The sequence below is a fragment of the Candidatus Magnetobacterium casense genome, from assembly GCF_000714715.1.
Lineage (GTDB): Bacteria > Nitrospirota > Thermodesulfovibrionia > Thermodesulfovibrionales > Magnetobacteriaceae > Magnetobacterium > Magnetobacterium casense.
The window spans coordinates 1-22,253 of the sequence record NZ_JMFO01000041.1; the positions used below are offsets into that span (position 1 = coordinate 1).

Annotated in this window: 22 protein-coding genes; 14 read left to right on the forward strand and 8 right to left on the reverse strand. The window is 49.0% G+C overall.

Going from position 1 to position 22,253, the window contains the following annotated elements; translation table 11 throughout:
• Positions 1-911 precede the first annotated feature (911 nt).
• The 4 genes from Mcas_RS14730 (at position 912) to Mcas_RS14745 (ending at position 3,393) form a co-directional block, all read left to right on the forward strand.
• Positions 912-1,139, forward strand: a complete 228-nt coding sequence (locus tag Mcas_RS14730) for an AbrB/MazE/SpoVT family DNA-binding domain-containing protein (RefSeq protein WP_040336319.1) — start codon at positions 912-914, stop codon at positions 1,137-1,139.
• A 1-nt stretch (position 1,140) separates the two neighbouring features.
• Positions 1,141-1,539, forward strand: coding sequence for a type II toxin-antitoxin system death-on-curing family toxin (locus Mcas_RS14735; protein ID WP_040336320.1), 399 nt, complete (start codon positions 1,141-1,143; stop codon positions 1,537-1,539).
• A gap of 89 nt (positions 1,540-1,628) precedes the next feature.
• A complete protein-coding gene (locus tag Mcas_RS14740) occupies positions 1,629-2,609 on the forward strand; it encodes a YncE family protein (RefSeq protein WP_040336321.1) in 981 nt (326 codons plus the stop codon).
• Positions 2,610-2,871: 262 nt separating this feature from the next.
• Positions 2,872-3,393 (forward strand): FG-GAP repeat domain-containing protein, encoded by a 522-nt coding sequence (locus Mcas_RS14745; RefSeq protein ID WP_052567530.1) that lies wholly within the window; start codon positions 2,872-2,874, stop codon positions 3,391-3,393.
• Positions 3,394-3,440: 47 nt separating this feature from the next.
• Here Mcas_RS14745 and Mcas_RS17150 read toward each other — a convergent pair whose 3' ends face one another.
• Positions 3,441-4,310: an RpnC/YadD family protein gene (locus Mcas_RS17150; protein ID WP_156033407.1), complete on the reverse strand. Its 870-nt coding sequence runs from the start codon at positions 4,308-4,310 to the stop codon at positions 3,441-3,443.
• Between the two features lie 171 nt (positions 4,311-4,481).
• Here Mcas_RS17150 and Mcas_RS14755 point away from each other — a divergent pair, with 171 nt between their 5' ends.
• The gene (locus Mcas_RS14755; RefSeq protein WP_162176345.1) at positions 4,482-4,898 is read left to right on the forward strand and encodes an archease; all 417 of its coding nucleotides are present in this window, start codon (positions 4,482-4,484) and stop codon (positions 4,896-4,898) included.
• A 115-nt stretch (positions 4,899-5,013) separates the two neighbouring features.
• Here Mcas_RS14755 and Mcas_RS14760 read toward each other — a convergent pair whose 3' ends face one another.
• The 7 genes from Mcas_RS14760 to Mcas_RS14790 all read right to left on the reverse strand — a co-directional run bounded on the left by Mcas_RS14760 (position 5,014) and on the right by Mcas_RS14790 (position 13,741).
• Positions 5,014-6,681 carry a proline--tRNA ligase gene (locus Mcas_RS14760; RefSeq protein WP_040336323.1) on the reverse strand — a complete coding sequence of 556 codons (1,668 nt, stop codon included), beginning with the start codon at positions 6,679-6,681 and terminating at the stop codon, positions 5,014-5,016.
• A 279-nt stretch (positions 6,682-6,960) separates the two neighbouring features.
• Positions 6,961-7,821 carry a c-type cytochrome gene (locus Mcas_RS14765; protein ID WP_040336324.1) on the reverse strand — a complete coding sequence of 287 codons (861 nt, stop codon included), beginning with the start codon at positions 7,819-7,821 and terminating at the stop codon, positions 6,961-6,963.
• 79 nt (positions 7,822-7,900) lie between these two features.
• The gene (locus Mcas_RS14770) at positions 7,901-9,298 is read right to left on the reverse strand and encodes a c-type cytochrome (protein ID WP_162176346.1); all 1,398 of its coding nucleotides are present in this window, start codon (positions 9,296-9,298) and stop codon (positions 7,901-7,903) included.
• Positions 9,299-9,371: 73 nt separating this feature from the next.
• Positions 9,372-10,928 carry a cytochrome b N-terminal domain-containing protein gene (locus Mcas_RS17155; protein ID WP_052567532.1) on the reverse strand — a complete coding sequence of 519 codons (1,557 nt, stop codon included), beginning with the start codon at positions 10,926-10,928 and terminating at the stop codon, positions 9,372-9,374.
• Positions 10,929-10,946: 18 nt separating this feature from the next.
• On the reverse strand, positions 10,947-11,402 hold the full coding sequence (locus Mcas_RS17160; RefSeq protein WP_052567533.1) for a QcrA and Rieske domain-containing protein: 456 nt from the start codon (positions 11,400-11,402) through the stop codon (positions 10,947-10,949).
• Between the two features lie 21 nt (positions 11,403-11,423).
• On the reverse strand, positions 11,424-11,915 hold the full coding sequence (locus Mcas_RS14785) for a QcrA and Rieske domain-containing protein (RefSeq protein WP_052567534.1): 492 nt from the start codon (positions 11,913-11,915) through the stop codon (positions 11,424-11,426).
• Entirely contained in the window at positions 11,912-13,741 is a 1,830-nt protein-coding gene (locus Mcas_RS14790) for an FAD-dependent oxidoreductase (protein ID WP_052567535.1), read from the reverse strand. Before Mcas_RS14790 ends, Mcas_RS14785 begins: the two co-directional genes overlap by 4 nt.
• Positions 13,742-14,223: 482 nt before the next feature.
• Here Mcas_RS14790 and Mcas_RS17165 point away from each other — a divergent pair, with 482 nt between their 5' ends.
• The 9 genes from Mcas_RS17165 (at position 14,224) to Mcas_RS14825 (ending at position 22,167) form a co-directional block, all read left to right on the forward strand.
• Positions 14,224-14,829, forward strand: coding sequence for an SBBP repeat-containing protein (locus Mcas_RS17165; protein WP_052567536.1), 606 nt, complete (start codon positions 14,224-14,226; stop codon positions 14,827-14,829).
• Positions 14,813-15,220: a 6-bladed beta-propeller gene (locus tag Mcas_RS19350; RefSeq protein WP_353740395.1), complete on the forward strand. Its 408-nt coding sequence runs from the start codon at positions 14,813-14,815 to the stop codon at positions 15,218-15,220. Before Mcas_RS17165 ends, Mcas_RS19350 begins: the two co-directional genes overlap by 17 nt.
• A 105-nt stretch (positions 15,221-15,325) precedes the next feature.
• Complete coding sequence (locus Mcas_RS19355; protein ID WP_081853913.1) at positions 15,326-15,571, forward strand: 6-bladed beta-propeller; 246 nt, start codon at positions 15,326-15,328, stop codon at positions 15,569-15,571.
• Complete coding sequence (locus tag Mcas_RS17170; RefSeq protein WP_162176347.1) at positions 15,519-16,946, forward strand: FG-GAP repeat domain-containing protein; 1,428 nt, start codon at positions 15,519-15,521, stop codon at positions 16,944-16,946. The genes Mcas_RS19355 and Mcas_RS17170 overlap by 53 nt, the downstream gene beginning before the upstream one ends.
• Before the next feature lie 286 nt (positions 16,947-17,232).
• Positions 17,233-18,495, forward strand: coding sequence for an AAA family ATPase (locus tag Mcas_RS14805; RefSeq protein ID WP_200873720.1), 1,263 nt, complete (start codon positions 17,233-17,235; stop codon positions 18,493-18,495).
• Between the two features lie 197 nt (positions 18,496-18,692).
• Positions 18,693-19,175, forward strand: coding sequence for an RloB family protein (locus Mcas_RS14810; RefSeq protein ID WP_235203644.1), 483 nt, complete (start codon positions 18,693-18,695; stop codon positions 19,173-19,175).
• Positions 19,172-20,008 carry a 16S rRNA (cytidine(1402)-2'-O)-methyltransferase gene (gene rsmI / locus Mcas_RS14815; protein WP_040336327.1) on the forward strand — a complete coding sequence of 279 codons (837 nt, stop codon included), beginning with the start codon at positions 19,172-19,174 and terminating at the stop codon, positions 20,006-20,008. Before Mcas_RS14810 ends, rsmI begins: the two co-directional genes overlap by 4 nt.
• Entirely contained in the window at positions 19,996-20,616 is a 621-nt protein-coding gene (purN, locus tag Mcas_RS14820) for a phosphoribosylglycinamide formyltransferase (protein ID WP_040336328.1), read from the forward strand. The genes rsmI and purN overlap by 13 nt, the downstream gene beginning before the upstream one ends.
• 222 nt (positions 20,617-20,838) lie before the next feature.
• The gene (locus Mcas_RS14825; RefSeq protein ID WP_081853912.1) at positions 20,839-22,167 is read left to right on the forward strand and encodes an FG-GAP repeat protein; all 1,329 of its coding nucleotides are present in this window, start codon (positions 20,839-20,841) and stop codon (positions 22,165-22,167) included.
• The last annotated feature ends 86 nt before the right edge of the window (positions 22,168-22,253 follow it).

The window sequence follows — 22,253 nt, forward strand, 5'->3', positions numbered from 1 at the left end:
AACAGATAGGGTGACATATTTCTATGACTCATGGATTCAGCCTACGACGCAAAAACAATAATACGATACAAAGCAAAAATCTTGGACATGTACCAATAATAGACAAAAATCCTCGCCGTGGCAGCGTTTTTACCAATGTCCACTGCAGAGGCTATAAGATATAATGAACGTACTACAATCGAAAGAGTCAATGGTAGATTGAAGACCGAATTTGGTGGAAATAATGTTTTGGTAAGGGGAAGCATGAAAGTAAAGATGCACTTGATGATCGGAATTGTTGTCTTATTTGCCGATCAAATGTTAAAACTGATAACCTAAACGATAAAAGATACCTAAAAAAAGGTTGTTTTAGCATTATGAGGGAGAAATGCGTCTAAAATCAGAATAAATTGGCAATTATGTCCGATAAAATAGAAGATTTGGAGATTTTTATGTGAGTGAATAAAATTTAGACCTCATTAAAGATGAGAGAGTAGATATTTGTAGGGATTTTTGATTTCTTTTTGCAAGAGGCTCTATATATAACAGGCAGGACAAATTTCTTCTACATAAAAAAAACAGTTCTGTCATATCTTCATAATAGAGCAAAATCATACATAGCTCCCGCAAACAAAAAAATCCTTGACAAACCCATCCGACCATGCTACGCTATTCAGAATCTTAATTCAAACCCTAACAGGGGGGAACAATGACTACGTACAAGCAACATTCGTTAATCAAGAGATCGGCAATCCTGATACTTGCCGTACTTATTTTAAAGGTCGGGTCTTTGGCCCCTTTGACAGTGTTGAGGAGTTCAAAGCCACTCTCTCTAAAAGACTGTGCAGCCTATAAATAAAAGTGCCTTTTAAGGGGATTATGTTATACTAAGAGCAGCATGCGTTTGACTACATAAAAAATGGGGTGTAGCTTTGATTAAAAAACTAACGAAGCATGGTAACGGTCTTGCGTTAATGATAGACAGGGACGTGCTGGAGAGCTTAGGTATAAGCGAAGAAACTCCGTTGAGCATATCTACTGAGGGTTCAGTGCTTATTATATCGCCGGTAAGGGATGAAAAGCGGCAAGAGTTATTTGAGAAGGCCCTTGTTAAAACCAATCAGAAATTTGGACGTGTGCTAAAGAGATTGGCAGACTGAGTTGGAGATTTGTTTTATCGGACTTGAAGAAATAATAGAGATTCACAGAGACCAGATAGAGCGCTATGGTGGAGCGCCTGGTATTAGAGATATTGGACTTTTACAGTCTGCCATAGCAATGCCTCAAGCCGGTTATGGTGAACTCTATCTCCACAAGGATATCTACGAGATGGCCGGGGTTTATTTGTTTCATATTGTAAAGAACCATCCCTTTATCGATGGCAACAAACGCACTGGTGTTGTAGCCGCTATTGTGTTTCTCCTGATAAACAACATTGATCTAAATGCAGACGAAGAAGGGCTTGAAGCAATGGTTCGTTCGGTTGCTGATGGCAAAGCGGATAAGGCAGACGCATCAGAATTCCTACGCAGAAACAGCCTCTTACAAAACGCCCAATGATTTTCTTATGTACCACTGCAAACAAAAAATCCTTGACAAACCCGTCCGAATTCAGAATTTTAATTTAAACCGTAACAGGAGGAAACGTAATGACTACGTACAAGCAACATTCGTTGATCAAGAGATCGGCAATCCTGATCCTTGTCGTTCTTCTTATAATTGTAACCATTCACCTTGCCGGAGCCGCTCACGCCGGCACCGTAAGTCTCCCGCAGACGGGGCAGACGACTACCTACGCCACAGGCGACGACGGGGCGATCAGGGCGGGCGTGGCTTGGCCGGGTCCGCGCTTCACCGACAATGCAAAAGGGACTCCTCTAAATAACGATAGATATGAAAATGTGGCAACTATCGATCTCTCGGGTGCAAATATAACATCAATGGCTATTTACCAAGCAGGAAACAAAATATTTGTTGCCGATGATGACAAACAAGCAATATATGTAATTGATGGAAGCACTAATAAGAAAATAGCAGAAATACCTAATATTGGGGGTTATGTGTTGCAAATGGAAGTAAATGAAACTTATGGCAAGGTTTATGCAACAAGTGACAAAATGTCTGGGACTACCGGTTTTACACCTGGAACAGGACTAATATCGGTGATAGATGCAAATACATATGAAGTTATTAAACAAATTAATCCTGGATATCAAGGAAATATCTCATACTTCAGGTTAGGTAATAATGAAGTTCACAATAAAATGTATGTGGCTTTTTATAGTGGTGTAGGGGTAATTGATGTAGCCTCTGATAAGTTTACTACCATTTCAGGTGCTAATTATCCATATCCCTATCTTGAAAAGATTGCCATAAATACAAAGACAAACGATATATTTCTGCCTCATTATAGCAGTAATCGTTTAAATATTATAAATGGTGAAACACTTGATGTTCAGTTTTTTGATTTAACAACAACAGGTGCAAGTAAACCACTTGATATACTTGCCAATGAGATAGAGAACAAGGTTTACATAACTATGATTTCAATTCCAGGACAAGGAGAAATGGGAATTTTGATTCTTGATAGAGATACAATACATATAATTTTGTTGGAGCAGAAGATTTAGAGCCTTTGGCTTTCAACAATCGTACTAATAAACTGTATACCGGAGTACAAGTAGGTACAAGAGCTGCTATTGTTGATGGCATAACAGATAAGCTAACGTATATAGACTTAGGTGATGTTGGAATTGGAGCTATTGCACTGCGTGAATCAACAAATGATATCTTTTTTGCAAACAGGATGTCCACCGTAGTTATGGATGGTGCAACAAATAAAACAACTTTGTATCACTCAGGTTTGTCAAGTAAGGGAGGAATAATTAGCAGATGGATGGTATTACAAGGAAGTCTGCCCTGTTTGCCGCACGCAACGTCCCCAACAACTGGCGAGTCAGGGCCGCAGAAGACTTTGATGGCGACGGCAAGGCCGACATGCTCTGGCAGGACGTAACAACGGGCGACGTCTACGTCTGGCTGCTCAATGACGGTGCGGCAAAGTCCGGTGCATTCGTAGCAAGGGGTATCCCTTCGGATTGGCAACTAAAGCTGTCGGAGGATTTTGGCGGCGATGGCAAGGCCGACGTCCTCTGGCAAAACAACGCAGGTGACGTCTACGTCTGGCTGATGGATGGTACCAATATGCAGGACGGCAGCGGGTTTGTCGTCAAGGGGGTACCGTCGGAGTGGAAGATCAAGGCGGTTGCCGATTACAACGGCGACGGCAAGAACGACATGCTCTGGCAGGACGGCTCAACTGGCGACGTCTACATGTGGTTCATGGACGGCAACACGATCAGCTCCGGAGGATACGTCGATCAGGGCGTGCCAAGTGAGTGGAGCATATACTAACACGGATTAAGAAGAGAGGGTGAGGGCGATTTGCCCTCCCTGATTCTTTAGAGCAGCCCTTCAATCTCCCTGATGTCCTGCGCAGTTATCAACGCATCAGTTATTGCATAGATACTCGACTCATCTTTATACATTCTGATCTTTGGCATAAGAGATAAACCTCTTTCGCCAAATTTTCTCCTCAACAAAGTCTCGATTATATTATGCATACCTTCTACCCGACCATTTTCTATACCCTTCTGCACTCCTTGCATGAACCTTATATCCGTCTCCAGGTCGTATACTATCGGCATTTTATCCACCTCCTCTATTATGATCTGTTGCATGTCCCTCAACTTTGAAAAGACCTCTGTTTCCTTTATATACATCGACAGGTCCAAGTCTCCGATGACACTCGCCACCAGCTCCTTTAATATCTCCCTTGCGAATGATCGCTCGTTGCGAGCCCCTCTGTCACACAATATCGAGATAGCTATCTCCTGAGGCACGCCGGAGTATAGAAATCGCTCACAGGGGACAGTCCTGATATCTATCAGTTCATACTCGTAGTGGACACCGGGCATATCCAAGGCGTTGTTCATAGCCATCTTGTCCTTGCCGATAAATACAACGTACTGTCTTACAATCACCTCATGCACCGAATAGATATGCACAAAATACCGCAGCATCCTCTTTAGCATCTTCGGATCATTGGTACTCTGAATCTCAGCGTGTGCTATAAAGAACGGTTCATCACGGTTTTCCACCTTAATGACAAAATCCGCCTCCCGCTCGTCCGTTAGTTGCGTTATGACGTTGAGCTTGCTGATCTTATCGGCCTTAATCCCCAAGACCTTTTCTATCAGGGGACGCTCGATCTTTTCAAGAAGCTCCTTCATGAGCTTGTCGTAACTCCCTGGCCCTGTCGGTGTATCCATAGCTCTATTATACTATACGGAGGCTAAAAGCTACAAGCAAAAAAAAATCGTATCCTCTTAAAAAAGCATGGTAAAATGGGGTCAAGGAGACTGGTCCCCTTGCGGGGGGTAATCCTGCCGCACTTAGCCGGGTGCTTTCCAAAGCGGCCTGACAAATGCTACTATATGACTATGCGCAGGTATGAGGAAATTGACATTGCGGGTGACGTAGGCCTCAGGATATACGGCAGCAGTCTTGAGGAGTTGTTTGTTAATGCCGCAGAGGGTCTTTACTCGTTCATAACCAACACGGACGACCTTGTCAACACCACCGTCATCACCGTTGACATAGCGGAGGAGACCACACCGCGACTACTCGTAGCCTGGTTGAACGAGCTGATATACAGGTTTGACGCAGACGGGTTTACGGGCAAGACCGTGACCGTCAAGGACATAGACGATCAACACATCCGGGCTGAGTTGGTCGGAGAGCCTTTTGATCTTCAGAGGCACCAGCGAGGGATTCTCGTAAAGGCCGCTACCTACCACCGGTTAAATATAGAACGGCAAGGGCAGAACTACATCGCAACAGTGATCTGCGACGTCTGAATGAAACCTGAGCAACGTGGCCATGTTTGAATGGAGTACTAACCAAAAATCGCCTCGCTGCGAGGGACGAGCGCGGAGCCGCCCCTTTATTTTTCCCAGGTCAAATGCGATTGCCCTAAAACATGGAGCCTAGTACATACTCTATGGTATGCCTCTCTGCTTGTCCTGTCTTCCGCCGTTTTACCTCAACGAGGCCATCCTTTAAGCTCTTTGGGCCAAGGATTATCTGACAGGGGATTCCTAGTAGATCGGCGTCCTTGAATTTCACGCCGGCGCGCTCGTCCCTGTCATCGAGGAGCACCTCAATCGACCTGGCTGTCAGTTCGGCGTACAACCGCTCGGAGACGCTCATGGTCTGTGCGTCGTTGACGTTGAGCGGGATGATCTCCACATCAAAGGGGGCAATACTGTCGGGCCATATGATGCCGTTTACGTCGTGATGCTGTTCGATGGCCGCAGCGGCTATGCGGGCAGGTCCTATCCCGTAGCTCCCCATGACAATGGGTAGCTCCACGCCGTCTTTGTTGAGGTACACAGCATCAAGCGCCGCCGAGTACTTTGTGCCAAGCTTGAAGATGTTACCGATCTCTATCACCTGCTCTATTTTCAACGAGTCTCCGCAGTGCGGACAACCATCCCCGGCCCTTGCCAGGTGGATGTCATGCCACTCGGCCTGGAAATCAACCCCCGGACGGATACCCCGTAAGTGATAATCGACCTTGTTTGCCCCGCTTACGTAGACACCGGTGCTGATGGCGTTGTCGGCGATGATCCGCAGCTTGTGCCCCATCGGGCCTATGAATCCGGCCTCTATGCCGAGGATGACCTTGACTTCGTCCTTGTGTGCAGGGCGGAAGTTGCCAATGATACGGTTGACCTTCTTTTCGTGAAGCACCTGGTCACCCCTGATCAGGGCCAGCACGGGGGCAGTGTCGCTGATCAACAGCAGACTCTTGATAAAGTTCTCCGCTCCAAGCCCCATGAAGTGTGACACCTCCTCAACCGTCCTCTTCTGCGGTGTGGAGACCTCCTGCTGTGGCGTCTGCGCATACTGATGCATCGCCGATACGGACACCGCCAGTTCCACGTTGGCCGCATACCCGCAGGAGGCACAGATGGCCACTTCGTCCTCACCCGCCAGCGACGGGGCCATGTACTCGTGAGCCGTAGCCCCTCCCATCATGCCGGGGTCGGAGTCAACGCGGTAGAACTCCAGCCCGCAACGTTCAAATATCCTGTCGTATGCCTCGATGTGCAGGTCGTAGTTTCTTTGGAGTCCTTCGTCATCGACATCGAAGCTGTAGCTGTCCTTCATGATGAACTCACGGGTTCTGAGCACCCCGCTCTTGGGGCGCGCCTCATCACGCACCTTGGTCTGTATCTGATACCACACCTGGGGCATGTCCCTGTATGAGCGTATCTCATGGGAGGCCAGCCACGTCATGATTTCCTCGTGGGTCATGGCCAGGCACATGTCGCGTCCGGTGCGGTCCTTGAGGCGGAACATCTCCTCTTTGATCTCATACCACCGCCCGGTCTTTTGCCAGACCTCCGCCGGATGAAGCACTGGCATCGAAAGCTCCTGCGCCCCAATGCGGTTGAGCTCCTGTCGGATGATGTTGTTGATCCGGTTTAAGACCCTCCAGAACAGCGGCAGATATATATACAGCCCGGAGGCCAACTGTCGCACATACCCACCCCTGAGCAACAACACGTGACTTATCGCCTCGGCATCAGAGGGCATCTCCTTCAAGGTTGGTATTAATGTCTTTGAGTATCGCATGTATCCTCCTATTTTCTTTGTTTTTTTTTAATTCGGCACCATTAACGTCTGAGTTAAGGTTATAATGCTACAAATCTTGGCCGAGGAGGTGTCTCCTCTTCTTCTTGTATATGGCCTTGCCCCGTATCCTCTTAAAAAAGCATGGTAAAATGAGGTCAAGGGGGCTTCTTCATGGCCGGGGCGCCTCGCCCCACCCTTGCAGGGGAGGTCTGAGGAGGGGGCGGAGGGGGTGAGGCACCCCTGCCATAAACCGCCCTCCTTCTTTCTCTGTTTTTGTCGTTATTTGTGTGCGCTTTGGTTGTGGTTTTTGTCGAGCTTGCCCATTAACTTGAGTGTGTATGACACCAGGTGCCACCTGTCATCCTCGTTGAGGGTATCCTGGTAGGAGGGCATACCGGTGCCATCGAGTCCGGAGGTAAACGTCATGTAGATGTCCTGAGGTCTGGAGCCTTTCTTGAGGTCACCGGTCTGAAAGTTAAACGGCAGTATCTGCTCGCCCCAATCGTCCTTGATCTCCTCTGACTTGCTGCCATCACCCTTGCCGGTTTCTCCGTGACACTCCCAGCACTTCATGTTCTTGTATATGGCCTTGCCCTTGTTGACGGAATCCGCACTGCCAACCCAGGCCGGCTGCTTGGTCACTATTGGATCACAGGGTTGTTCCTCCTGAAACCTCGACGAAAACGACTTTAGATAGCTCCTCACCGCCTTGAGATCGTCTACCGGAACGTCCTTGAGGTTCGGCATAAATGACCTGGGTATCCCATTGGTTATGATGTACAGCAGGTCGTCATCGGAGGGCAAACACCCCGTGGCCGTGCTGCGAAACCTGTAAAGTCCCATTGTAAAGTCACGAGGACGTATCTCTATAATACGCCCTGAAGCCTCTGACTTGCGCAGCACACCGACTGCTCCCTTGCCATCACCCTGTTTGCCGTGACACACCATGCAGCGCACCTTGTATACCTTTTCCCCCTGCTTGATCAGGGCCTCGTCATCCTCCGCAAATACAGCGGACGCCGACAAAAGCATCACACACAGCAGCAACATCAGTGTGCCATAAAATCCTCTTTTTGGCAGTGGTGCCTCACCACTTCCTTGTGGCAGCGATGTCCCACCGCCTCTATTTGGCCTTTCCATATATACCTCTCTAACTGTGAAGTATTGTCTATAAACAGGGTCAGACCCCGTTTTATGTTGCCCTAAACCTGCCGTCTCACTATTTCTTGGCAACACGTCCAAAATCCCTTATGTAGGCAACTACATCAGCAATGTCCTGATTGTTTAACCCCATATCCTCAGAGGCAAACGACGGCATCGATGTCCCCTCCCTGCCATCGCGTATCGTAACGGCAAGGAACTCCGGGTCCACAAACTTTGTAACCGCAGGGTTTCTGAGGTTGATGCCTATCAGGTTCTCCCCGGCCTTGCCATCCTTGCCATGACACACGGCACAGTGTGATTCAAAGACCTCCTTGCCATGTTCGGCGTTGGCGTTGATGTCCTTGATCGGGAAGGGTTCATGGCCCTCAGCCGGCCTGTTGCTGGTCAGGTATTGTATGATCGACTTGATCTCTTCGTCGCTGACACCGGCAGCCGTTGACTTCCACCCCGTCATCTGAGTGCCGGTACGGCCCTCTTTGATAATCGTTTCGAGGTTCTTGTCATCCGTGAGCTTTAAAAACGACGGATTCTGTATCGCCGGTATGGTACGTTTAAATATTTCGTCGTAGACACTGGTCTTGCCATCCCCGTGACAGGCAATGCAATACATCTTGTACAGGGTTTCGCCCTCATGTTTGGGCGGATGTGCATAGGTCTTGCGACGATACTCAAGCGGCGGCTCATCCGGTCTGAGGGTCAGGGAAAACATGGTCAGGAGGTCTGACTCGGGCCCCTTGAGCCATACCCTCATCTCACTGCCGGGGACTATGGCACGCGGATCGTCAAAGTGTTGCTTCAACCAGGCCGGCACCGTGTGTTCGCCAACGACGTGTTTCATCGGAAAGTACGCTATCGGACGATACCCCACGCCATCAAGGGGCTTTCCGAGGTCTCCGCCAACCTTGTTTACCTTGTGACAACCTTGGCAGCCCTTTTCTCTGAAGAGATTTTCGCCTTCGGCCACCTTGTCGCCGCCCTTGGTTTTGAGCATGTCAAGGTCATGGCACTGCACGCAGGCGCTCTGTGTATAGTTTAGCGGCAGAATAGGTGTGTCCCAGTAGGTGTGACCCTTGGCATGGGCCTCACGCTTATTGGTGGCAAGGCCCTGGCCCTCATGGCAGACCGTGCAACCAAACTTATCAATGGGGTGTTTCGCCAGATAATCACCGCTGTGTGTCTTGAAGGGGACCTTGGCATTTGCCATCATGGGGTTGTCTACGCCGATGTGACAGGTGGTGCAGCGGTCTTCCTTTTTGAGGGTGCTGAGGTATATCTGCTGCAACTTCACATTAAAGGCCTCCGCCCTTTTTTTTGACGCCTCATCCTTTGCGTTTTTTATCAGCATGTCCTTGTACTCAAGCTGATAGTATTTCCACTCAGGCATCACCCCATGAAATGCCACCAACGCAAGGTAGGTCATGACAAGAAGCGATGATATTAATAGTACAGACAAGTAAAATCTACTATACATTTTTACCTCTTAATCGATTTATTGTTAATCATCTCTGTGTGCATCTTATCCGGCATTAGTGGACCGGCCACTGGTCCTTTGACCAGTAAAATTCCCAGTTTGGTCCGCGCAGTTCCGTGGCAAAGTACGTCAGTATCACGTAGCTGACCAGGAACATCACAAACAACGCCATCGCACCCAACCTCGTCGAACCTGTCCGCTTGATAACATGCAGCGACCACGCCATCATAAACACTACCCATAAGCTGCCGGGATTGATAAACGTGATAATTATCTGCGGTATGTCGGGGAACCAGTTTCTGAGCCAACCGAACTTTACGGCAAAGACCAGCATCCCTATCACCACAACCACGCTGATGATACATGCCTCTATTGCCACGGCCCTACCCTTTTTATCCGTAAACCATATGCCAACGTTGTACTGTTCCCTGTCCAGGTAGGGTATCAGGATGAGCCCCAAGAGTGCCAGGCCGGGCAAGCCCACACCACCCATAAAGGCCGAGTAGGACAACAGCTCCTGCAAACCAAGGAAGTACCACGGTGCCTTTGCCGGATTCTCCGGTATCAGCGGATTTGCAAACTCCTTCAACGGTGCGTCTATGTAGTAGGAGTACACCAGTGCAATGGCCAGGGTAAACATGAATACGGCCAGTTCGGCTATCAGGAGATTTGGCCAGCTCATGACGGTGTTTTCGACGTCTCTGTCCACGGCGGGGGTTTTGCCCTTTGCCAGTTCCATCAGGCCGTAGGTCTTGTGTGTGGTGAAAATGCCGCCGGTCTTCTGTGGGGGCAGGACGTAGCTGGCATCGTTGTCAGTGATGGTGAAGGTTTCGGGCTTTGTCATGCCGCCGTCTTTGCGGATACGCCAGAAGTGGATGCCCACAAAGACGTACATCGCCATCGGCAGGATCATCACGTGGAACATGTACACCCTGTTGAGGGCCTCCTTACCGGGAAGCAAACCGGCAAGAAAGAACTCCGTCGATAACGTGGCAACGTCAAAGAAGCGTGTTATCCCCAATGAGTCCGTCAGTTCCTTGGGCGACTGCATTATGTTTGCCACGATGACCATAGCCCAGTACGACAACTGGTCCCAGGGCAGCAGATATCCCGTGAGGTTTATCACGTAGGTCAGGATCAAGAGCACAATGCCGATGACCCAGTTAAACTGTCTGCCGCTCTTGTACGAGCCGGTGAAAAACACCCGCGCCATGTGCAGCAGCACAAAGATGATCATACCCTCCCCTGCCCACTTGTGCAGGTTGCGCATGACCTTGCCGCCAAAGACCACGAAGTTTATATTTTTGACTGATTTGAAGGCGTTTTCTATTGACGGGTTGTAGTACGTCATCAGAAATATGCCCGTGCCAATTACGATCACAAACAGGAAGAACGCCATCAGCCCCAGGCCGAGCGTATAGGAGGGTCTGAGGGTGTTTATGTGTGTCTTGACTCCCTGTATGTGCATAAAGAAGTTGTTATAGATTGCCGCCGCCCGTGTCTTGTCGGAGGTTGGTGCGCCGTTTCTGAAGACGGAGCCGACAAAGGTGTTGGCAATTGACTTTAAGTTGTCCGTAAACTTAGCAAGTCCGGATTGTTCTGTTTCGTTCATATCTTTATCCCTCTCTTGTCAACTCAATATTGTTTTAGTGCCAGGAGAAACCTCCCGCGAGGTATCAACGACAATGCTGCCACCGGCATCCTGTGTGAGCTTAAACCACGGCAGGGCCCTTCGTGCCGGACCTCCGGTGACCTTGCCGGTTGCATCGAAACTTGCGCCATGGCAGGGACACTGAAAGCCTGTTCCCGTAGCGGACACCAGACAACCCAGGTGTGTGCATACGGCCGATATGGCGTAGATGCCTTGGTCATCGGACAGGACAAACAGCCCCTTGTTGTCGAATCTCTTGACTGTACCCACGGGGAAATTCACGGGACTGCCGATCTTAAATCCCCCGGTTTTCCTGCGTATGACGTAGGTATCGATATACCTCGGGATGCCGGCTATTACATCGGGGATGGCACGAACAAAGGTCTTTAAGTGCTCCGTGAGGCTGGATACTCCGGAGAGTCCGGTTTGGTTCATATCTTATGCATTCCTCCCATGTTAGCTAAATATAGTTTTAGTGCCAGGTGGCACTTCCTTGGAGGCATCAACAACGAGGCTGCCATCAACATCCTGTGTGATCTCAAACCAGGGCAGTCCGCGTGGCGCCGGACCTCCAACCACCTTGCCGATCTCATTGAACTTTGAGCCGTGACAGGGGCACTGAAAGCCCGCTTCGGTGCTGTAGACCAGGCAACCAAGGTGTGTGCATACGGCCGATATGGCATAAAAGCCCTTGTCATCGGAGAATATGAACACCTTCTTGTCATCAAGTTTCCTGACCGTACCCACGGGGAAGTTGTCAGGCTTACCGATCTTGAAGCTCTTGGATTCCTCGTAACGCACGTCAGCCCTAAAGTACCTTAGCACGCCGGCCACGATTCCAAGACTGGCCGCAACGGCTGCACCAAAGGCCGAAAAAGTCAGAAAATCCCGTCTGGAGACCCCTCCTTTGGAGTCCCCGCCATGTTTGTCCTGGGTTTCATCTTTCATCTTTCAAACACCTCCTTAAATATAAATCTTTCCATTGTTATCGCATCAACAGGACATCTCTTGGCGCAGAAGCCGCATCTGATACACCTGTCCTCATCCTTTATGATGGCCGAGCCGTATCCTTCGGGGCTTTTGCCGTACCTGTTCTCGTACAGGCGGGTGAGGGTCTCATCCCCCCTGATCTTTTCGAGGCTGACCAGTCGCAGGCAGTATTCGGGGCAGACATCGGCACAACCGCCGCAGAGTATACACCGGTCTCCGTTAAAGATGGTGTTGACGGCACAGTTGAGACAGCGACTGCCCTGTTCCTCTGCCATTTCCTTGGGAAAGCCGGTTTCGACGAGGTGATGTACGCTCTTGACCCGTTCCTCCGGCGGTGCGGCGGGGACGTGATGTCTGGGTATCTTTTCAAAGTCAGGCGGGTGGGCTACGTCTTTGGGCGTTACTTCGATACCGTAGCGGTCCTTGTGTGCCTCGTATGTTTTGAGCGTCAACTGGCCCTGGCTTATATAGTTGTGTATATGGATGGCTGCTTTTTTACCGCTTGCCACGGCGTCGATGACGAGTCTGGGGCCGTATGCCAGGTCTCCGGCAACGAACACGCCCTCAAGCGACGTGGAGACGCCATCGGGGTTTACGCTCACCATACCGCGCTCGGTCATCTTGATATCCAGTTGAGAGTCACCGATAAAGCCAAGCTCGTAGGTCTGTCCGATGGCAAAGAACACCGTATCTGTGGGCACCGTGATCGTATCGGATTCGTCATATCTGGGGTTGAACTTGCGTTCACCGTCAAACATGGATATACACTTTTTAAACGTCATTGACACCACACGGTTTGTCTTATCAAGGTTGATAGTCTGTGGGCCGTAGGTGTTAATGCGTTCAACGCCTTCTTCCTCGGCCTCTTCTATCTCTATCTTGTCGGCCAGCATCTGGTGGAGCTCCTCGATACAGACCAGGGTGACTTCCTTGACACCCTTTTGTCTCATGGAGGTTCTGGCCACGTCGTAGGCGACATTCCCTCCGCCGATGACCACCACCTTGGGGCCTATGCGCACGTCCTTGCCGCAGAAGACGTCTCTGAGGAAGTCCACCCCACCCAGGACGCCAATGCCCTTGGAGCCTTCCATGGGGAGCATCCGCGCTCGCTTTGCGCCAACCGCAATGAGCAACGCCAGCGAGTTTTCGTACAAGTCCTTGAGGCTGACGTCTTTTCCGATCTGGACGCCGAGTTTGATTTCGACACCGAGTGCCTTGATGGCGTCAATTTCGGCCTGCAGCACCGTTCTGTCGAGTCGGTATGGCGGGATGCCAACGGCACACATGCCACCCGCTATCTTTTCCATTTCGTAGATGACGGGCTTGTACCCCATCAGTGCAAGGTCGTGGGCACATGCAAGTCCCGCAGGACCGGCTCCGACTATAGATATGGGCTTGGAGGTATCCTCGGCCAGGCCCATAATACCCTTGGCCTTATCGAGGAGGTTCTTTTTGAGTTTATCCACGAAGGCGTTTTTGTCCTTGTGAATTTCGACGCCATACTTTTCCGTGACAAAGCGCTTGAGTGCCCTGATGGACACGGCAGCATCGATGCCCTTTCTCCTGCAGGCCATCTCACATGGGGCGGCACATATTCGCCCGCATATGGAAGCCAACGGATTAGGCGTCCGTGCGATCCAGTATGCCTTTTCGTAATCGCCGTCGGCTATTGCCTTTACGTAACCCCTGGAGTCCGTGTTGACAGGACATCCTGTCTGGCACTTGATGTTCTGCCTCCAGTACTTGTAATCGGGGATTACTACTTCAAAGATTCTTTTAATCATATATAGTCCTCTCTATATACTGCTCACAACTACGTTAGATTTATAAGTGGCCGATGGGACTTAACTCACGCAGGCCAAATAAACCAAGTCTGCGATATTTTAAGGTCATCAACCCGACTACGTTCAGTCATCCAAATGCCTCTTGCCATACAAAACCTCTGCGTAAAATCTTCAGTCAGTTAGCATTTTACAGGATTGGTTGACTTTTATGCAAGCCTTATTTTTTGGGTTGGGAGGGGCGAGGTGCAATTTTCCCGCAGCAAAATTGAAATGCTATCTTCTTTATATTTCATGGTGACTATACTTTAAGGCAAGAAAGAAAGGGGCGGCTCCGCCCCCCTTCAGAACCCCCTGCAAGGGGACCAGTCCCCTTGACCCCATTTTACCATGCTTTTCTAAGAGGATACTTGAAATGCGCAATCAGGATATGATAAAATTGTAGCATATGGTGTTTTAGAAATCAAAAACAGGAGGGTATTGCAATGACAAAGGGAAGGTCGGTTCTGCTACCGGCGATGCTGGTTGCGTTGCTTTGGGTGTTGGCAGCGGGTGTCTCCATCGCCGCGGCTGAGGAGGTGTACAACTATGTGGCCAAGTGGGGTGAACGCAAAGAAGACGGGCAATTCTACTATCCCCGTGGTGTAACGGTTGATTCATCCGGTAACATCTATGTTGCTGATACAAATAACAATCGCATTCAAAAATTTAGTCCACTTGGCCGATTTGTCACAAGATGGGGTAGCTTTGGTAGCAGCAACGGACAATTCATACATCCCAGCTATATAGCTATCGATTCATCCGGTAACGTCTATGTCGTTGACGAAGGCAATAATCGTATACAGAAGTTTGACTCAACCGGTGGCTTTATCACAAAATGGGGCGTCAGGGGCAGTGGCGACGGACAATTAGGCTATCCAGGAGGTATAGCTATCGATTCATCCGGTAACGTCTATGTCGTTGACGAAGGCAATGATCGTATACAGAAGTTTAACTCAACCGGTGGCTTTATAACAAAATGGGGCGTCAGGGGCAGTAGCGACGGGCAATTCGACTCTCCGARAAGGTATAGCTATCGATTCATCCGGTAACGTCTATGTCGTTGACGAAGGCAATGATCGTATACAGAAGTTTAACTCAACCGGTGGCTTTATAACAAAATGGGGCGTCAGGGGCAGTAGCGACGGGCAATTCGACTCTCCAAGAGGTATAGCTATCGATTCATCCGATAACATATATGTCGCTGATTTTGGTAACCATCGGATACAGAAATTTAACTCACTCAGTGGCTTCATTACAAAATTGGGAATCGAGGACGGTGGTGATGGGCAATTACAGAAGTTTAACTCAACCGGTAGCTTTATAACAAAACGGGGAAGTCGTGATAACAACGATGGGCAATTCAATTGGCTCATGGGCATAGTGGTTGACTCATCTGATAACGTATATGTTGCTGATAGCTTGTATTACGAGATGGGTTAACCATATGGCAACAGTCGTATCCAAAAATTTACCTCAAGTGGACAATTTATCACTAAATGGGGTAGCAATGGTAGCAACGATGGGCAATTTGACTCTCTCGCAGGTATAGCAACAGACTCATCCGGTAACATCTATGTTGTCGATGCGGGCAACAGTCGTATCCAAAAATTTAGCTCAAGCGGACAATTCCTTACAAAATGGGGCAGTAAAGGTAGCGACGATGGACAGTTCAAATCTCCTGACGGTATAGCAATAGACTCATCCGGTAACCTCTATGTTGTCGATGCGGGCAACAGTCGTGTCCAAAAATTTAAGCTCAAGCGAACAATTCCTTACAAAATGGGGCAGTGAAGGTAGCGACGATGGACAGTTCAAATCTCCTAACGGTGTAGCGATGGACTCATCCGGTAGCGTATATGTTGGTGATTGGGGCAACACTCGCATTCAAAAGTTTGCCATAAACGGCACGCCCCCTCCGCCTCCCTCAACACCCACAGGTCTCAAGGCCTTCCACGCAACCGGCGGCCTGAGCCTCAGTTGGGACGTAGTTCCCAACGCAACGTACTACGTCCTCTACTACGGCAACGACAAGTCCGTAAACATCAAAGAATACAAGGGTGGTATGATCTCAGTCAGGGACGACCATTACCAGACGGGCCACAACACCGGTCAAACCTACACCTACACGATGAAGGCGTGCAACAGCACCGGATGCAGCGCCCAATCCAGCCTGCTTCCGCAGACGTTTACGCGGTCCGTGTTCAACGGTGATTTCAATGGCGACGGAAAGCGGGACGTCCTGTGGCGTAATACCGATACGGGCGAAGTCGTCATCTGGCTGATGAACGGCAAGACAATCGCCTCTGTCGCAAGCGTGGCAACCCTGGACTTCAGCCGGCATATCCAAGGCATCGGTGACTTCAACGGCGACGGCAAGGCTGACATCCTCTGGCGTCATATCAAGACGGGCGAGGTGGTCATCTGGCTGATGAACGGCACAACGATCACCAACAAACAGAACGTAGCGCCAGTGGGCGTCATCAGGGCATCCAGTGTCGGAACCAGGAACGCCCCGATGATAATCGATATCAACTGGCAGATACAGGGCATCGGCGATTTCAATGGCGACGGTATGGCTGATGTCTTCTGGCGCAATGGTCAAACGGGCGATGCAGCCGTCTGGACAATGGATGGCCCACAGATATCACAGTACGGCAGTGTTGCAAATGTTGATTCCAACTGGCAGGTGCAGGGCATAAGCACCTTCAGCAAAGACGGCAGGAGTGATATTGTCTGGCGCAACGTAGACTCCGGTGATGTAGCCATCTGGCATATGAACGGCACCTCCATTGGCAACATCAGAAGTACCGCAACGGTGGGTACCACCTGGCAGGTCAGAGGCTTTGGTGATGTCAACGGCGATGGCATGAACGATATCATCTGGCAGGACGACACCAGCGGCGATATATATGCCTGGAATATGGGCAGCAACGGCGAGGTCTTAGCGGGCGGCTACATGACACGAGCTGTCCCAAGCAACTGGAAGATCATAGGCGTTGGAGACTTCTACGGCAAGGGCAGTAAGCCAATCACAGGCAAGAGCGATGCAGGCAATCAGATCGACGTTCTCTGGCAGGATACCCCAACCGGCGACGTCTACATGTGGGGGACGGGTGGCAATGGCGCTGTGACCGGCAACGTACCGTACTATTGGTTCAACGAGTAAACGAACATAGTTTACCGTAACGGGAGGGGCGAGGCGCAATCTTGTCGCAGCGGGTCGCACCCGCCCCGGCCACGAAGAAGTCCCCTTGACGCGCCATTATTCTTAACCCTAAATGTTCTAAACATTTATGCTCCGTTATTTAGACCTGTGAGGTGTTCCGTGCTGAGAACATGCAGTCTTTGGGGTGTATTGACATCCATGCACGCTTGTTCTTATAATAATCTCTATGTTGGTGGAGTTTAGTGTGGCGAATTATCTGTCGTTTAAAGACAAGGTCACCCTTAGCATGGTTGCGGCGGACATAGAGGAGCTGCAGGAGAATCGTATACAAACGGATGATCCGGAGTGGCATATCCTAAAGAGCGCTGCCATCTATGGTGCAAATGCCAGCGGTAAAAGCAATCTTATAAAAGCAATGGCGTTTATGAAACGTTTTGTATTAAACTCCTCCAGAGAGACTCAGTACGGTGATTATATTATTAAAGAAAGGTTTAAGTTTAGTACGGAAACTGAAAACAAGCCTTCAAGTTTTGAGATTTCTTTTATTTCAGGCGCCATCAGATACACATACGGTTTTGATGTTGACAATAGCAGGGTTCATAGAGAGTGGTTATACAGTTATCCGGATGACGAGGAGACTATACTGTTTAACAGAGAGCAAGATAACATAGAAATCGTAAACTTTGAGGAAGGAAAAGGGTTAGAAGACAAGACGCGTTCAAATGCCTTGTTTTTATCCGTTGCAGCACAGTTTAATGGAAAAATTGCAAAAAACATATTTGATTGGTTTGCAATCTTTAAATTTATCACAGGTTTAGATGATGAAGATACTTTACCTTATACCCTTGATCAACTTGATGATGCAACACGTAAAGATATCATCTTAGACCTGCTTAATTGGGCAGACTTGCAAATCAAAGAAGTCAGAAAGATAGACTTCGAGGCTATGTTATCCGATGTATCCTCTGAGCTATCTAAATTAAGTAGTAAAATTACAGATGAGATACCTAATTTAAGTAATGAAATGACCAAAGAACATAAAAAGCTTATCGAAGCACATAAACAGGTTAAAATAAAACATAAGCATGCACTTAACATGTTTACATATCATGCGTTATACGATGCTGACAATAATGAAGTTGGCACAGAAGAGATGCCCCTATTGTCAGAGTCTGAAGGAACGAGAAAGATTTTATCGCTCGCAGGTCTGATTGTTGATACATTGTTAGATGGAAAGATTTTGGTTATTGATGAGATGGATGCAAGGCTGCACCCAAATATTACATCATATATAGTCAAATTGTTCAACAGAAACAAAACAAATGCTCAACTAATTATTGCCACCCATGATACGAACTTGTTGAACAACAGACTTTACAGGAGAGATCAGGTATGGTTTACGGAAAAAGACAGGTATGGCGCTACAGCTTTATACTCGCTGGCTGAATTCAAACTTACAGGCGATGAGTCTTATGAAAAAGACTATAGATCAGGAAGATACGGTGCAATACCTTTTATTGGCGGTAACATATCCTCATTGATAAAATAAACGTCTATGAAAAATAACTCCAAAAAATCAAAAAGAACTCTCAATACCAAAGAAAGATTCAAAACGGTGTTGATTATGTGCGAAGGAGAAAAAACAGAAGTTTATTACTTTGAAAACTTCCGTGAAGATTTAAGAAAATCTGGAATAAAGGGAGTAAATATATAGAGGTCACAGGCACGGGATATAATACTGTTAGGTTGGTAAATGAAGCAATTAAAGAAAAAAACAATGGAAGTTATCATAGCGTATGGGCTGTGTTTGACAAAGACGATTTTAATCAATTCAATAACGCAATACAAATAACAGCAAAGAACAATATATGCGTTGCATATTCAAATGAAGCCTTTGAGCTATGGTATCTGCTTCACTTTAATTACCACGATACTGCTATGTCAAGAAACAAATATGCCCCAAGACTTACGAAAAAACTAGGACGTAAGTATGAGAAAAATAGTAAAGATATGTATGCAACGCTTAAAGACAGACAAAACTATGCAGTAGAAAATGCTAACAAACTGTTAGAAAAAGAATATAAACCTAAAGACGATAAAGAGTTTGATCCTATGAAAATTACCAAAGATTTTAATCCTGCAAACAACAACCCTTCAACAACAGTCCACCTGCTAGTGAAAGAGCTAAATGCTTACAGAGAGCCTACATGTGAGTGCTATATAGCATGAAAGGCGTCTTATACATAGTCTCTACTCCGATAGGGAACCTGCAGGACATCACCCTCAGGGCGCTGGACACCCTCAAAGAGGTCGATGTGATAGCGGCAGAGGATACACGCCACTCGGCAAAACTCCTCAACCACTACGGCATTACTACGCCAATGATCAGCTACTGGGGCGAAAAGGAAAAGGTCAAGTCCAGGGAGGTGCTTCAGCGTCTTAACGATGGACTGTCGGTTGCCCTCATTTCGGATGCCGGCACCCCGGGGGTATCTGACCCGGGCGAGGTCTTGGTCCGCGAGGCGCTGACGCAGGGCATAGAGATCGTCCCCATACCGGGGGCAACGTCGTTGATTACCGCCCTGTCGGTGTCGGGGCTTTCCACGAAACGGTATTTCTTTGCGGGATTTCTATCAAGCAGACAAACGCAGAGGATAAAAGAGCTGACGGAACTCAAGGGACTTGTTTTTACGGTTGTGTTCTACGAGTCGCCTCACAGGATAATGGACTTCCTGTATGACCTGCTTGAGGTCTTTGGCAACCGCCGGATTGCCCTCTGCCACGAAATGACCAAGATGCACGAGGAGGTCATCAGGGGCAGCGTCCAGGAGGTCATCGACAAGATGGAGAGGGGAAAGATAGCCGGTGAGTACGTCGTCATTGCAGAGGCCGCCCCAGCCCCGGAGTTTTCGATGGAAGATGCCCTCAGAGAGGTTGATGAACTCATAAAGGCCGGCTCCAGACGCAAGGACGCCGTTATGGAGGTTGCCACTGCCATGGGCATAGACAACAAACAACTCTACAAGGAAAGCCTCCAGAGGGATAGCGAATGCTCAAAATAGCAGTACTGGCCTCGGGCAGAGGCTCCAATTTTCAGGCCATCATAGATGCCAAAAACAACGGCTCATTAAACGTCGATATCGTGTGCCTGCTCACGGACAACCCCAACGCTTATGCCATACAACGGGCCACGGACAACAACATCCCACACATATACATCAATCCCAGGGACTATGCAACCAGGGACGACTTCTTTAAGGCCGTGGCCGATGAACTCTCCGCCCGCTCAACGGAACTGATAGCCCTTGCAGGCTTCATGCGGATTGTCACCCGTCCGCTTATCGAGGCATTCCCCATGCGGATACTCAACATCCACCCCGCCCTCTTGCCCTCCTTCAAGGGCCTCCATGCCCAGAAGCAAGCCATCGAGGCAGGCGTTAAGGTCTCAGGATGCACCGTACACTTCGTCGATGAGGGCATGGATACCGGCCCAATCATCGTCCAGGCACCCGTTTCCGTTAGCAGTGACGACAACGAAGAGACACTATCGGAGAAAATCCTCCGCAGTGAACACGTAATCTACCCATACGCTATCCGACTCTTTGCAGAAAACAGGCTGCAAGTCAACAATGGCATCGTAAGTATTAAACCGACAGGAGAACAACGGTAACTTTCTTAAATCTATGGTTTCGCAGTTTCTGGATTCCTGTTTACACAGGAATGACACAGACTGGCCCAAAACTCCTTTTACCGTCATTCCCGCGAAAGCGGGAATCCATTTTTCAAACCGCATAAAATGCCTATTTAGAAAAAAGTGCGAAAGTACAGTTTAATCTCTGCAATTAAAAAGGCGCTTATTTTAAGTGCATTACAAAACAGCGATGAGGTAATTATGATGAAATTCAAGGTCAAAGGTTTAAGGTATATTGCCAGGGGTAACGTCCTGATCGTTATGCTGCTGGTACTGTTTAAATTGTCGGCATATGCAGGCTTAACGCCTGAGGTCAGGGAGATACCCCCTGGTAAGCAAACTAGCCTTGTGGAGCTTGAGATACCCTTGCAGTACAAGATATCGGAGAGGGTTGGTAAAGATTCCAGGTCTTACAAGATACGACAAGATGGCGGTTCCTACGAGCTAACCAACGAAGCCCAGGGGCTTAAGGCGCGGGTAAGCAGAGACGGTCTGAGCATCAAGGGCAAGGACGTTGGGTTTAGCATCGCCCTCAAGGGTGTAAGGTCAGGCAACGAACAAGTCAAAATGGCTTCCAAGAAGGCCAGGGTCAAGCGCCGGGACAACAGGCTGGAGTACACCGCTGGCGGGATGAAGAGCTGGTACGTCAACGGCCCCGGCGGTATACAGCAGGGCTGGACGATACTGGAAAAACCAACGCATGAGGCAGACACCCTGACGCTGGAGTTAAAGACGCATGGGGATTTGACCGTCAGCGACCCAAAGAGCATTGCGGTTGCGGACAAACGCGGCAACGTTGCCCTGTCATACGGAGGGCTGTATGCCTACGACAAGACCGGTAAGGAGCTGAAGGCGTGGTTTGACAAGAGTTCCGACGGCATAGACATAAAGGTGGCGCTCAATGGTGCGCAGTTTCCCATAGTCGTAGACCCCTGGGTTCAGGCGGCCAAGCTGACCGCATCAGATGGTGCTAATGGTAATTGGTTAGGCGTTTCCATCTCCGTGAGTTCTGATGGCAGCACGGTTGTGGCTGGGGCTAATAATAACGCCTTCGGCAACAGTGGCATAGGCGCTGTGTATGTCTTTGTAAGGCCCGGCGGGGGATGGAGTAATGCTACCCAGACAGCCAAGCTAACCGCATCAGATGGTGCCGATCGTAATCTTTTAGGCATTTCCGTCTCCGTGAGTTCCGACGGCAGCACGGTTGTTGCCGGGGCTCCCTCTGTAGATGTAGGAGGCACTGACAGAGGCGCTGTGTATGTGTTTGTCAAGCCCGGCGGGGGATGGAGTGATGCTACCCAGACGGCCAAGCTAACCGCATCAGACGGCGCTGATAGTGATTATTTAGGCTATTCCGTCTCCGTGAGTTCCGATGGTAGCACGGTTGTGGCCGGGGCTTATGGGGCAAACCTAGGAGGCAGTGACAAAGGCGCTGCGTATGTGTTTGAAAAAGGTGTAGCATGGGCAGATGGTTCCGGTAATCAGACGGCCAAGCTGACCGCATCAGATGGTGCTATGATGATTAATTAGGCAATTCCGTCTCCGTGAGTTCCGACGGTGGCACGGTTGTAGCCGGGGCTTCTAGGGCAGACCTAGGAGGCGACTGACAAAGGCGC